The 13,555-nt window shown below is 44.9% G+C and carries 10 protein-coding genes and 1 other annotated feature; of the genes, 8 read left to right on the top strand and 2 right to left on the bottom strand.

Translation table 11 applies throughout. The annotated features are described in order from the left end of the window. Window positions 1–3: 3 nt before the first annotated feature. From V6C27_11680 to V6C27_11660, 5 genes are all read left to right on the top strand, one after another. The gene (locus V6C27_11680; protein MEG6617075.1) at window positions 4–1,716 is read left to right on the top strand and encodes an NADH-ubiquinone oxidoreductase-F iron-sulfur binding region domain-containing protein; all 1,713 of its coding nucleotides are present in this window, start codon (window positions 4–6) and stop codon (window positions 1,714–1,716) included. A 21-nt stretch (window positions 1,717–1,737) separates the two neighbouring features. Beyond that, window positions 1,738–3,507, top strand: coding sequence for an NADH-dependent [FeFe] hydrogenase, group A6 (locus tag V6C27_11675; GenBank protein ID MEG6617074.1), 1,770 nt, complete (start codon window positions 1,738–1,740; stop codon window positions 3,505–3,507). A 229-nt stretch (window positions 3,508–3,736) separates the two neighbouring features. Beyond that, window positions 3,737–5,257 carry a sodium-dependent transporter gene (locus tag V6C27_11670; GenBank protein ID MEG6617073.1) on the top strand — a complete coding sequence of 507 codons (1,521 nt, stop codon included), beginning with the start codon at window positions 3,737–3,739 and terminating at the stop codon, window positions 5,255–5,257. Beyond that, window positions 5,247–5,348, top strand: coding sequence for a MetS family NSS transporter small subunit (locus tag V6C27_11665; protein MEG6617072.1), 102 nt, complete (start codon window positions 5,247–5,249; stop codon window positions 5,346–5,348). The genes V6C27_11670 and V6C27_11665 overlap by 11 nt, the downstream gene beginning before the upstream one ends. Window positions 5,349–5,455: 107 nt before the next feature. Next, the gene (locus V6C27_11660) at window positions 5,456–6,292 is read left to right on the top strand and encodes a serine hydrolase (protein MEG6617071.1); all 837 of its coding nucleotides are present in this window, start codon (window positions 5,456–5,458) and stop codon (window positions 6,290–6,292) included. Between the two features lie 3 nt (window positions 6,293–6,295). Here the strand turns inward: V6C27_11660 and yunB are convergent, their stop codons facing one another. Both yunB and tyrS read right to left on the bottom strand, forming a co-directional pair. Next, window positions 6,296–6,961 carry a sporulation protein YunB gene (gene yunB / locus V6C27_11655; GenBank protein MEG6617070.1) on the bottom strand — a complete coding sequence of 222 codons (666 nt, stop codon included), beginning with the start codon at window positions 6,959–6,961 and terminating at the stop codon, window positions 6,296–6,298. A 122-nt stretch (window positions 6,962–7,083) separates the two neighbouring features. Further along, window positions 7,084–8,313 (bottom strand): tyrosine--tRNA ligase, encoded by a 1,230-nt coding sequence (tyrS, locus tag V6C27_11650; GenBank protein MEG6617069.1) that lies wholly within the window; start codon window positions 8,311–8,313, stop codon window positions 7,084–7,086. A 157-nt stretch (window positions 8,314–8,470) separates the two neighbouring features. Between tyrS and V6C27_11645 the strand changes: the two genes are divergently transcribed. From V6C27_11645 to V6C27_11635, 3 genes are all read left to right on the top strand, one after another. Then, window positions 8,471–10,807: a PBP1A family penicillin-binding protein gene (locus V6C27_11645; GenBank protein ID MEG6617068.1), complete on the top strand. Its 2,337-nt coding sequence runs from the start codon at window positions 8,471–8,473 to the stop codon at window positions 10,805–10,807. Between the two features lie 123 nt (window positions 10,808–10,930). Further along, window positions 10,931–11,147 (top strand) — a binding site (T-box leader). Window positions 11,148–11,210: 63 nt separating this feature from the next. Further along, window positions 11,211–12,305: a glutamate 5-kinase gene (gene proB / locus V6C27_11640; protein ID MEG6617067.1), complete on the top strand. Its 1,095-nt coding sequence runs from the start codon at window positions 11,211–11,213 to the stop codon at window positions 12,303–12,305. Then, the gene (locus tag V6C27_11635; GenBank protein MEG6617066.1) at window positions 12,296–13,543 is read left to right on the top strand and encodes a glutamate-5-semialdehyde dehydrogenase; all 1,248 of its coding nucleotides are present in this window, start codon (window positions 12,296–12,298) and stop codon (window positions 13,541–13,543) included. Before proB ends, V6C27_11635 begins: the two co-directional genes overlap by 10 nt. Window positions 13,544–13,555: the final 12 nt, after the last annotated feature.

Raw genomic sequence — 13,555 nt, 5'->3', positions numbered from 1 at the left:
TAAATGACATTTCAAGAATTAGAACAATTAAGAATAACAGCTAAAGAGGCCTTAGCGGCCCGTTTAGGTGGAGCTCCTGCTGACGAGTACAAATATCACGTATTGGTTTGTGGCGGTACTGGCTGTCACTCATCAGGATGCCAGGCTGTGGCAGATGCTTTAGAGAAGGCCATCGAAGATAATGGTCTGAAAAATTCCATTAAGTTAGTTCAAACAGGCTGCATAGGAGCCTGTCAATTGGGCCCAGTGGTAATGGTTTACCCTGGTGCATATCATTATTGCAACGTTAAACCAGAGGATATTAGCGACATTGTTAACGATCATCTGAAAAACGACAAATTTGTTGAGCGTCTTTGCTACAAAAACGACAAAGGCGAACTACAACCAACCGTCCCAGAGATGGATTTCTTTAAAAAGCAATTGAAAATTGCATTGAGAAACTGCGGCCTAATCGACCCGGTTTCCTTTGAAGAATATGTTGCCGTTGACGGTTTCGCCGCCTTAGCTAAAGTACTGAAGGACATGACACCGCAACAAGTTATTGACGAAGTCAAAAATGCTGGCTTGCGTGGCCGTGGCGGTGCTGGTTTCCCCACCGGCTTAAAGTGGCAATTTATGGCTAATGAAAAAGCCGATCAAAAATACGTTATTTGCAACGGCGACGAAGGCGACCCCGGTGCATTTATGGATAACGCAGTATTGACTGGCGATCCTTTCTCAGTAATTGAGGCCATGACCATCTGTGGTTACGCCACCGGCGCCTCCAAAGGTTACGCTTACATTCGCTTAGAATATCCTTTAGCCATTAAAAACTTCAAAAAAGCCTTAGAAATCGCCCGCGAAAAAGGAATGTTAGGTAATAACATTCTCGGTACTGATTTCTCCTTTGATATTGAAATTCGTGAAGGTGCTGGTGCCTTTGTATGCGGTGAAGAAACTGCGTTAATGGCTTCAACAGAAGGTCGTCGTGGCGAACCAAGACCACGTCCTCCATTCCCAGCTGCTTCCGGGCTATATAATAAACCTTCTAACATAAATAACGTTGAAACCTGGGCAAATATTTGTCCCATCATTAACAAAGGTGCAGATTGGTATGCTGGCATCGGCGTTGGTAAATCCAAAGGCACTAAAGTATTCGCTTTAGCTGGTAAAGTTGTCAATTCCGGTCTGGTGGAAGTTCCATTGGGTATTACTTTACGGGAAGTTGTAGAGGAAATCGGTGGTGGCATTGCCGGTGGCAAGAAATTTAAAGCCGCTCAAACCGGTGGACCTTCTGGCGGATGTATTCCTGCTGAACATTTCGATACTTCACTGGACTACGAAACTTTGGCTTCCCTTGGCTCCATCGTAGGTTCTGGTGGTTTAATTGTTATCGATGAAGACAACTGTATGGTTGACTTGGCTAAGTTCTACCTTGGATTTACCCAAGATGAATCCTGTGGTAAGTGTACACCTTGTCGTATTGGTACCAAACGGATGTTGGAAATTATGGAACGGATTACAAAAGGTTTAGGTCGCGAAGGCGATATCGAGTTATTAGAAGAAATGGCTGCAATGATCAAACAATCTGCTCTCTGCGGATTAGGTCAAACTGCACCAAACCCAATCCTCAGCACTCTGAAATACTACCGGGCTGAATATGAAGCTCACATCAAAGATAAAGTATGCCCAGCCGGTATATGTAAAATCAGAGGTGCAAAAAAAACCACCTCGTAGGGATAGGAGGGGAAAATAGGCATGGCAACAGTAACATTAACCATTGATAATCAGAAGGTAGAAGTTGAACAAGGTACAACTATCTTGGAGGCTGCCAAAAAGATAGGCGTTAATATCCCTACCCTCTGTTATTTAAAAGATATCAACGCCATCGGTGCCTGCCGCATCTGCGTGGTGGAAGTGCAAGGCGCCAAAGCACTCCAAGCTGCATGCGTAGCTCCGGTAGCCGAAGGCATGGTAGTAAAAACCAATTCAGATTTAGTTCGTAGATCTCGTAAAATGACATTGGAATTGATTTTATCCGATCACCCAGCTGAGTGCCTCACCTGCCTCAGAAACACCAACTGTGAATTACAAGCTTTAGCAGAGGCCTTTGGTGTTGGTGATGTTCGGTTTAAACGTGGTGCTGCTCAAAGCGCCACACTGGATGATATCGACGATTCTTCCCCATCACTTGTTCGTGATCCTCGCAAATGCGTACTTTGTCGCCGTTGCGTAGCTGTTTGCGAAAAGGTACAAGGTGTCAAAGCAATTGGCCCAGTTAATCGTGGTTTTGACACAGTAATTGCCCCACCGTTTGAGCAAAATTTAATCGACGTCAACTGCGCTATGTGCGGTCAATGTGCATTGATTTGCCCAACTGGTGCCATCACCGAAAAAGATGATACCGCTAAAGTATGGGCTGCATTGGCTGACCCCAATAAGCATGTAGTGGTACAAACCGCTCCTGCCACCCGAGTAGCCATTGCCGAAGAATTTGGCATGGAACCTGGCACCATCGGTACTGGTAAAATGGTTGCTGCTTTGAGAAGACTGGGATTTGACAAAGTATTTGACACCGACTTTTCTGCAGACTTAACCATTATGGAAGAAGGCAGCGAGTTAATTGACCGGATAACCAATGGCGGTGTGCTACCAATGATCACCTCCTGTAGCCCCGGTTGGATTAAGTATATCGAGCATTATTACCCCGATCTACTCCCCCACCTGTCTACCTGTAAATCACCTCAGCAAATGATGGGGGCTGTAATCAAGTCTTTCTATCCAAAGAAATCAGGGGTTGACCCTGCAAGCATTTACAGCGTTTCAATTATGCCTTGTACCGCTAAGAAATTTGAATGCCAACGCGACGAAATGGCAGACAGCGGTTATCAAGATGTTGATGTGGTACTCACCACTCGGGAATTGGCTCGGATGTGCCGCAATGCCGGTATTAACTGGGATAACCTACCGGAAGAAAATTACGACGATCCATTGGGCTTATCCACCGGTGCCGCTGTCATCTTTGGTGCTACTGGCGGTGTTATGGAAGCTGCATTGCGCACCGCTTACGAATTAATTACCAAAGAAGAGTTAAAGGACATTAACTTTACTGCCGTTCGCGGTATGGATGGTATTAAAGAAGCCACCGTTAAGGTTGGCGATTTAGACGTGAAAATAGCGGTTGCCCATACACTGGGCAACGCCCGTAAACTGCTGGATCTGATTCGCGAAGGTAAAGCAGATTATCACTTCATTGAAGTTATGTGCTGCCCCGGCGGCTGTATTGGCGGTGGCGGTCAGCCAATACCAACCAACCTGGATGTCAGACTGGCCCGTATTGCTGGCACCTACAAAGTTGATGAACAACTGCCTATTCGCAAATCTCACGAGAACCCAGCAATCACTGCCATTTACGAAGAATTCCTCGGGCAGCCCCTTGGCGAACTGTCTCACAAGTTGCTGCACACCCATTATATACCTCGCGGCGTATATCGGAAACCTGAGGGAATGCCTGAAGGCGGTCACTAATTAAAATCGCCATTACAAAGCCCACTCCTAAGGGAGTGGGCTTAAAAATTATTAATTATGTCAGTTATTTGTACAGCCTAATTAAAGGAATTTTTTAAATACTGTCGAAATTAAAAAGCTATGTATCAGCAAAAACAACTGTCCACCACTAGGAGGTGAATTTCTGGAAATTTTCTGATAACACTGGTTGGACACTTACTTTTAGTCATTAAATGAGGGGGGAATTTTCGTGGCACAACGCGAGCAATGGGGCAGCCGGATTGGATTTATTTTGGCTGCAGTGGGTTCTGCCGTTGGTCTGGGTAACATTTGGCGGTTTCCTTACATGGTGGCCGACAACGGTGGCGGCATATTCTTTTTAGTATATTTACTTGCATTATTAACCGCAGGTATTCCTATTATGATTTTAGAATTTAGTATTGGTCATAAATACCGTGGCGGTGCGCCTTTAAGTTTTGCCAAAATGAATAAAAAATTTGAATGGCTCGGTTGGGGACAAGTACTCATATGTTTCTTTATTGCGGTTTACTATGTAGTTGTTATCGCCTGGGCGCTGAGTTATGTTTATCATTCAATATCGGTTGGTTATAGCGATGACCCAAGCGGTTTCTTCTTCGGCAACGTGCTGGGGTTAACAGATGACCCTATGATTCTTGGTGGCATTCAAACCCAATTATTATTACCGCTGTTAATAGCATGGGCTATCAACTTTGCTGCTATCTATACCGGGGTTAAGGGCGGCATTGAAAGAACCGCCAAAATACTTATCCCCATGATGTTTTTAATGGTGGTATTTATCGCCGTTCGTGGGGTTACCCTTCCTGGGGCGGCCAGCGGCTTAAACTTTATGTTTGAACCCGACTTTAGCCGAATATTAGACTTTAAAGTGTGGTCGGCAGCCTATGGTCAAATCTTCTTTGATTTAAGCATTGCCTTTGCCATTATGATTACTTATTCCAGTTACCTGCCAAAAAAATCAGATCTCACCGCCAACGCTTTTACAACCTGCTTGACCAACTGTAGTTTTAGTTTGTTGGCCGGCTTAGCTGTATTTAGTGTTCTGGGTCACATGGCATTTACTCAGGGGGTAGATGTGAGCGAAGTTGCCGGGGCCGGTGTCGGCTTGGCCTTTGTTACCTTCCCGGCAGCCATCACCACATTAGGCGGGGCAGCACCGTTGTTTGGTGTGCTTTTCTTCCTAGCACTGTCCTTTGCCGGTATCACATCGTTAATCTCCATTAATGAGGCTGCCATTGCCGCTCTAATGGACAAATTAAACATGGAACGCAAAAAAGTTACTATTGCTTACCATGTAGTAGCTGTTGCTTGCAGTCTGTTGATTGTTACCGGTGCTGGTTTATACATTCTCGATATCGTAGACCACTTTACCAACAATATAGGTGTGGTATTTGCCGGTCTAATTGAAGTTATACTGATTGGTTGGTTCTTTAACCTTAAATCCTTACGAGAACACATCGATGCTGTTTCGGAAATTAAAGCCGGAGCATGGTGGTCTTTCTGTATTAAGTTTGTCACCCCGATAGTTGCCGGTTACACCGGTATTATGACGCTGATCGCCGATATTAAAACTCCATACGGCGGTTATACCCAAGAAGCGGTACTGTTGATGGGCTGGACAGTGGTTGCAGCCATTGTCATTGGTGGCTTCCTGCTTTCCAAAACCAAATGGAAAGATGAACAGTACTTGCTAACCGGAGTTGAAAAGGGGGTTAATAACGATGTCAGGTAGTGCCATAGCAATGATGATTATTGCGATGATTTTACTTTGGGGCGGTGCCTCCTTCTTCTTAATCCGCGCAATAAAAAATAGAGAATTTTAACTCATAACCCACCTTCTACAATGGAAAAAATAACACCCTGGTCATTTTGATATGACCAGGGTTTTTACTTACCTTTGAGACAACATATAAACAGAGAGGTGAACATCATGCGATATATAATCATTATATTAAACCTTTTCTGTTTTATATTTATCGCCCCCATGGCAATTCATGCCCATTCAAACATTCCGTACTCTAAGTTAACCGAACAATGGCAGCAGCAATTAGATAAAGCCAGTGGCACCTACGGCATTTATCTGTTAGACATTAACAGCGGCAAAACCGCTGGCGTTAATGAGTTGACACCGTTCCATGCTGCCAGCACCATCAAGATACCGATCAACCTCTATCTTTATCAGCAAATGGCAGCAAAAAAACTAGCCCCCTCTACCCTGTTAACCTATAAAGCCCAACACCAGGAAGGGGGAACTGGTTATCTGCAGAACCAACCCATCGGCAGCATGTTTACAATTGAAGAGCTTTCCCAAGCATCCATCACCCATAGCGACAATGTGGCCACCAACATATTATACGATTACTTAGGACGCCAAAACGTTAAGGGCTATATGCGCCAAATTGGCGGGGTAATTGTAGTCAATAATCAAAACATCACTTGCCCCCGGGACATGGCTATATACATGGATGAAACTAGAAAATTTACATTAAACCACCCACAACTGGGTTCCATTCTAATGAATCATTTAGAACACACCATTTTTCGCGATCGCCTTCCGGCTGGAATACCGCCGGAAATAACAGTGGCTAACAAAACTGGTGATTGGCCCCCCACCGGTACCCACAACGATGTGGCTTACGTCAAACACCCTCACAACCCCTACATCTTGGTGGTTTTAAGCAAATCTACACCCAGCAGCGATGAGGCTTATCAGGTGATTAAAAACATCTCGCGAATGACCTACAAATTCCAGTCTTCAATTAAGTGATTGCTACTGTTGGGTGGGAGCAATCCCACTCAACAGCCCGTTAGGAATACTAACCCAGGTTTCCGGAACATCACCCACTATTACACTTTCGGTTAAAGGCACAATGGTATGTACATCTATATCATTATTATATAAAGGTATGGCAATTTTTACTTTAGTTTTCAAATCCAAAGTAATTTGATGTCGTGTTTGGTTAATGCCGGTGGAATCGAATTTATCTGTCACCAGCACCGCAACACTGCCCACCGGCAAAACGTCAACTTTAATTTGCGGACCATAATTAGCTAAAAAGTGACTACCAATGGCTTGACCTAAAGAGATGTTTAACTCCTCGTTTTCAATTTCTTTTAACGCCCTATCCACCTCTAGGGTAATGTCTGTGGATATTTGATTTATCCTGACGGTATTGGCTTGCATCATCACAATACGACCATCTTTGTCTTTATGAATATTAACCAAGTCCTGGTATTGTAATTTTTCTTCCGCCACCCGGGTTTGTACCGCTTGACTTACGGCGTCATTAACCATTAAATTTGCTCTTGATTCAGCTATTGCAATAATAGTGGGACGTAAATTTTTGTCCACTAGATAGTAAACCAACGAAACTGAGATAATTAACACAATTATAAAAAAGGCCGTGCTTGAAAATCGCCGCCTCTTTTTAAACAATCAACTCACCCCCATAATATTTATATGAGTGGTTGACCCTTGACGTGATGATTTTTTGTTTTCCATGCAATAAAAAACTAAGGCGCGTTAATCTTCAACAGATCAACACACCTTAGCATCATTTAAACTAACTTAGCAAATTTTCTTTTACCCACTTTAATAATGGTGCCGGATGCAAAGTCAAATCTCATGTTGGGATCCTGCACCGTTTCACCATTAAGTTTAACGGCGTTTTGCTTCACCAATCTTCTGGCTTCACTGTTAGAGCTGACTAAATTTGCCGCCACCAACAGTTTGGGTAAAACAATTTTCCCCTCTTCCATCACTGCATCTGTTATTTTAAACTCAGGTATTTCATCGGGCAATTCCCGTTGTTGAAAGACCTTCTTAAAACCTTCCTCTGCCTGTAGCGCTGCTTCAGTTCCATGATAAATAGTAATAATTTCTCTACCGAGTCGCATTTTCACATCCCTGGGATGCAAACTACCATCCTGCAGTCCCGCCTCAATTGCCCGCACTTCTTCCAATGGCACCTGGGTCACCAACTCGAAATAACGCACCATCAACTGGTCAGGGATAGACATGGTCTTGCCATACATTTCGTTAGCGGGTTCATCAATGCCAATGTAATTGCCTAAACTCTTACTCATTTTGTTGACGCCATCCAAACCCTCTAAAATAGGCATCATGATGGCTATTTGCGGTTCTTGACCATATTCCTTTTGTAGGTGACGACCCATTAACAGGTTAAATTTCTGGTCAGTTCCGCCCAGTTCAATATCAGCTTCTAAAGACACAGAATCATAGCCCTGCATTAATGGATATAAGAATTCGTGAATGCTGATTGGCAACCCCTCTTGATACCGCTTGTGAAAATCTTCCCGCTCCAGCATACGGGCCACTGTATATTTTGCCGTTAGGTTGATCACCTCTTCAAAGGTAAGGTGAGCCAGCCATTGGCTATTAAATACCACCCTTGTTTTATCGGGATCTAAAATTTTAAATATTTGTTCTTCATAAGTGCGGGCATTGGCCAGCACTTGTTCCTCAGTCAATTGTTTCCGGGCTTCAGATTTACCCGTTGGATCACCGATACGTCCAGTGTAATCACCCAGAAGGATAATCACTTGGTGCCCTAGGTCCTGTAACTGTTTCAACTTTTGCAACACCACAGTATGACCTAAGTGAATATCCGGTGCTGTGGGGTCTAAGCCCAACTTAACCTGTAAGGGTTTATCTTCTTTGATAGATTTTTTGAGTTTTTCTATCAGTTCATTTTCAGGCACAATTTCCGCCGTGCCTCGTTTAATAATCTCCAACTGTTTTTCTAGATTTTGTTCAACTTGGGACACAATCAATAATCTCCTTTCAAACTAATACAAATCAGCTCAACTTCAATCATTATACCAAAATGCCACAAACTATGACAAGGTAGGTAAATTTTATCTACAATTTTTTCCTAGTGCTGTGTTATAATCAGAGGTAAAAAGGCCTAAGGAGGACTAGCTCGTGGCTAAGAAAAAGCGTCGCAGGAAATTGAACATCGCTCGCTTGGCTTTATTAATATTCGCTTTATTAGTAGTGGCCACCGGGGGTGCTGCCTTTGCATTAATATATGCCAGTGTAGCCGATATGCCAACTTTTAACCCAGATGCAATAAATTTTGCAGCTGCAACTGAAATATACGATGAAAACGACAACCTGGTCACTAGAATTGGTGCTGAAAACAGGATACCAGTGGATATTAGCGAAGTACCAGAGATGGTGCAAAATGCTTTTATTGCCATTGAAGATATCCGATTTAGAGATCACATTGGCGTAGATCCCTATCGGATATTAGGCGCCGCTTGGTCGGACATCAAAACCGGCAGCCTTGATCAGGGTGCCAGCACCATCACCCAACAATTGGTTAACCAGTCTTTAGATTTAAAGAAAGAAAAAAGTTTTAAAAGGAAAATCCGAGAAGCTATTTACGCTATACAAATGGAGCGGCATTTCACCAAAGATGAAATCCTAGAGGGTTACTTAAATGTCATTTATCTCGGCCAAGGGGCCCATGGCATTCAAGCTGCTTCCCATGCATACTTTAACAAGGATGTCAGCGAGTTAACTGTTGACGAAGCGGCACTAATTGCCGGTTTGCCCCAGGCGCCCAGCGCATATGACCCCTTTGTTAATCCCGAAGCAGCAAAAGAGAGGCGAAACATTGTATTGGACCAAATGGCTAAATATGGTTATATTGCCGAATCAGAGGCCAGCCAATACAAAGCCAAAGAAATTGAACTTAACGCCGGTGAAATTTCCACCGCCAAGTACCCCTATCCCTATTTTATGGATTATGTAATATCTGAGTTAACAGATGAAAATGGCGATTATAAGTTAAGTGAAGCAGATGTGTTTCGTGGTGGTATGAAAATTTACACCACCTTAAACCCAGCTATGCAGCAAGCTGCCGAAACAGCAATGGCCAATGACAATAATTTTCCCCCGGCTTACAATGCTGGCGGAGAGGTGATTGAACCAAACGGCGCCACCGTTATTTTAGATCCCAAAAACGGGCATGTCAAAGCTTTAGTTGGCGGCCGAGAACATGTCAGTCAACGGGGTTGGAACCGAGCCACTAAAGAAAAACGCCGCCCTGGTTCTACCATTAAACCGATTATTGCCTATGGGCCAGCAATAGAATACTTAGGAAAAGGACCCGCCACAGTCATTGATGACATACCATTTAAACAAGGGTCATATCAACCAAAGAATGATAGCGGTTCATTCCGCGGTTTAGTTACCATGCGCCAGGGTTTAACCAGCTCAATAAATATAGTGGCTGTTAAATTACTAGAAGATGTAGGGTTAAACAATTCCTTTGCCTTTGCCAAAAAATTGGGCATTGAAGGATTAAACCCGAAAAACGAAGGCTTATCTGCCGCCCTTGGTGGATTAAGTACCGGTGTTACACCACTACAGATGGCTGCCGCTTACGGCGCCTTTGCCAACAATGGTGTTTACAGCGAGCCAATGGTGATTCGCAAAGTGGAAAGATTGGATGGCACCATAGTGGCAGAAACCAGCCCCAAACAGCAACGGGCAATGAAGGAAACCACTGCCTTTTTAATTAATGACATGCTCAAAGATGCCGTTACCAAAGGTACCGGTACCAGAGCGTTAATTAATCGACCGATGGCAGGCAAAACCGGCACCACCGATAATAGCAATGGCGCCACCAGTGACATCTGGTTTGCCGGTTATACCCCAGATTTAGTGGCGGTGGCTTGGATCGGCAATACAAATCAAAACTATGGTTTGGCATCCGGCAGTTTAGGAGCTTACGGAGGAACCTATACCGCTTTAATTTGGAAGGAAACAATGCAAGCAGCAACCGCCGGCCTACCAAAGAATGATTTTGTTAAGCCAAGCGGCCTAGTGCGGGCCACAGTAGACAGTAAGTCCGGGTTGCTACCGGGGCCCCATACCCCTGAAGACCATATGGTCAACGACTATTTTGTCCAAGGAACGGTACCTACAGGAACTGACAATACCCATGTGTTGATGGAGGTATGTGCCACCACCGGTCAGCTGCCTAGCGATTATTGCCCAGACAGAATTATGAAAACCGTCGTCAAACTACCCTATGACGTGCCGGAACATGTGGCGGACTATGGGCTAAGGGCACCTACTAAAATTTGCGATGTGCACACCGAAGAAAATGGCGGTAGCTGGTTGCCAGATATACTGGATTCTTGGGATCAACAGCGTGATGACCATGAAGACGACAATGATGACCACGAAGGGAAAAAGAAAGAAAAAGATAGTCAAAAACAACCGTGGCTAAGAACAGATGAGAATTAAGTTACCCAAAAAAGCTGGCAATCTCAAGATTGTCAGCTTTAAATTTGCTTCAGCCATCATATCAGCCATTACCCTGCCCTTGACATAATCGATTTAAAGTATTTATAATTACGTTATTATCACGTCAACGCCAAGAGGGAGAATAGTAAGATTTAAACTGTTGATCAGAGAGAGCATTCGCTGGCTGTAAGGTGCTCCAACAGCAAATCTGAACCCACTCCTGAGCAGTTAGGGAATTAACCTAACCGGTTTTACCCCCGATACCGGGTACTTAAGTGAATGTGCTAGATGCACATTAATTAAGGTGGTACCACGAAGGCAAACTCCTTTCGTCCTTAGGACTGAAGGAGTTTTTTTATTTCTTGACTAGGAACTTCTAGAGGTGTTTCAGGAGGTAAATCAATTGGACAGCAAAAGAATCATCATTAAAATTGGCAGCAGCAGTTTAACCACCGAACATGGCATGCTGAATATGCAAAAAATGGCAGCCTTAAGCAAAAGTATTGCTGAATTATATAGCCTTGGTTGGCAACCGGTGTTGGTTTCCTCCGGTGCGGTGGCGGCGGGTCTGGGCCATTTAGGCTGGGATCGCACCAAGCTGACAATGCCCGAGAGGCAGGCGGCTGCTGCCGTGGGGCAAGGACTATTAATGGAACAATATAACAAACTGTTCTTAAACCATGGCATTAAAACAGCCCAAGTTTTACTCACCCGGGAGGATTTGGCTGACCGGAAGCGATACATTAATGCCCGCAATACCATCAACTCACTGCTGGGGCACCAAGTACTACCAGTGGTTAACGAAAATGACACCGTTGCCTTTGCCGAAATACGCTTCGGTGACAACGACACGTTAAGCGCGCTGGTGGCCGGTTTAGTCGAAGCCCAGTTGTTGGTAATCCTAACTGACACCGAGGGCCTATACAGCGGTGATCCGCGGAAAGACCCTAACGCCAAACTCATTCCGGTGGTTAAAGAAGTGGACGAAAAACTAGAACGAGTGGCCGGTGGCAGTGGCAGTGCAGTAGGTACCGGCGGCATGCGTACCAAGGTATCTGCGGCCCGCATCGCTGCCCGTAGCGGCATTCGCACCATAGTCACCAGCGCCCAAAGGCCTGAGAACATTGTATCCATCGCCAACGGCAAACAATTTGGCACCCGCTTTGAACCAGCCAAGGAATCGCTCCGCAGTCGCAAACAATGGATTGCATTCAGCAGTATTCCTAAGGGCACAATAATTGTGGATCAGGGGGCTGCCAACGCCATTATCCGCGATAAAAAAAGTTTGCTGGCAGTGGGCATTTTGGATGTTAAAGGTACCTTTCCTGCCAGCAGTGTGGTTACAATAAAAACCAGCGATAATTTAAATCTGGCCAAGGGCATATCAAACTTGTCCTCAGAAGATCTGCGCTTAGTGGCCGGTAAACACCGCCACAATTTGGAAGTTATTAATCGAGACTGGTTAGTTTGTGAAGGGAGGAGTAGTGCATGTCGTTAGTAAAGGAACTGGCCATCAAGGCTAAATCAGCAGCCAATGAATTGGCTGTTTTAGATACCGCAATCAAAAACCATGCTTTAAATATGGTGGCTGAGCAACTAAAGGTCAATAGTCAACAAATCATTGAAGCTAACAAAATAGATCTAGAGAAGGGCAAAACCGCTGGCCTCAGTGCACCACTTTTAGATCGGTTAGCACTGGACGACGGGCGTATCGACGGTATGATTGAAGGCATCCACCAAGTTGTGGCTTTGGCCGATCCCATTGGCGAAACCATTGAAAGCTGGCCGCGCCCCAACGGTCTCAACGTCAATAAAGTACGGGTGCCAATGGGTGTGGTAGGAATCATTTACGAAGGCCGCCCCAACGTAACAGTGGATGCCGCCGCCCTGTGTTTAAAAGCCGGCAGTGCTGTGGTGCTGCGCGGTAGTTCCAGCGCCATTAATAGCAACAGAGCACTGGTTAGCGCCATCAAAACTGGTCTGGCTAAAGCCAATGTTTCTGCCGAAGTGGTGCAATTGGTGGATACCACCGACAGAGCGGCGGTGGATGAAATGCTAAAACTAAATGGCCTAATGGATTTAGTAATTCCCCGGGGCGGGGCTGGTTTAATTCAAAGGGTGGTACAAAACGCCACTGTACCGGTAATTGAAACCGGCGTCGGCAACTGCCATATCTACGTTGATAAAGACGCCGACCCACAAATGGCACTGGATATTATTATTAATGCCAAATGCCAACGTTATGGCGTTTGCAATGCTGCAGAATCACTGGTGGTGCATCAAGACATAGCATCCCCTTGGCTGTCCAAAGCAGCCGCGGAATTAAAAGCCAGAGGCGTAGAAATCCGCGGTTGTGCCGAAACCTTAAAATTGGTTAAAGATGCGCAACCGGCAACGGAAAGTGATTGGGCCGAAGAGTTTATAGCCCCAACAATCGCGATCAAGATTGTTAAAGATCTCGCCGAAGCCATCGGTCATATCCAGCAACACAGCACCGGACACTCCGAAGCCATTGTCACCAACAACCAAGCAACTGCTGATATTTTTATGCGCACCATCGATGCTGCGGCAGTTTACCACAACGCCTCCACCAGGTTCACCGATGGCTTTGAATTTGGTTTTGGTGCCGAAATAGGCATCAGCACCCAAAAATTACACGCCCGGGGACCAATGGGGCTAAAGGAATTAACCAGTTATAAATATATAATCCAAGGCACCGGTCAAACCAGAGCATAAGACAGCCGTGTC

It is taken from the genome of Peptococcaceae bacterium 1198_IL3148 (assembly GCA_036763105.1).
Classification (GTDB): Bacteria; Bacillota; Desulfotomaculia; order Desulfotomaculales; family Desulfohalotomaculaceae; genus JBAIYS01.
This window is presented reverse-complemented; position numbering and strand designations above follow the sequence as displayed.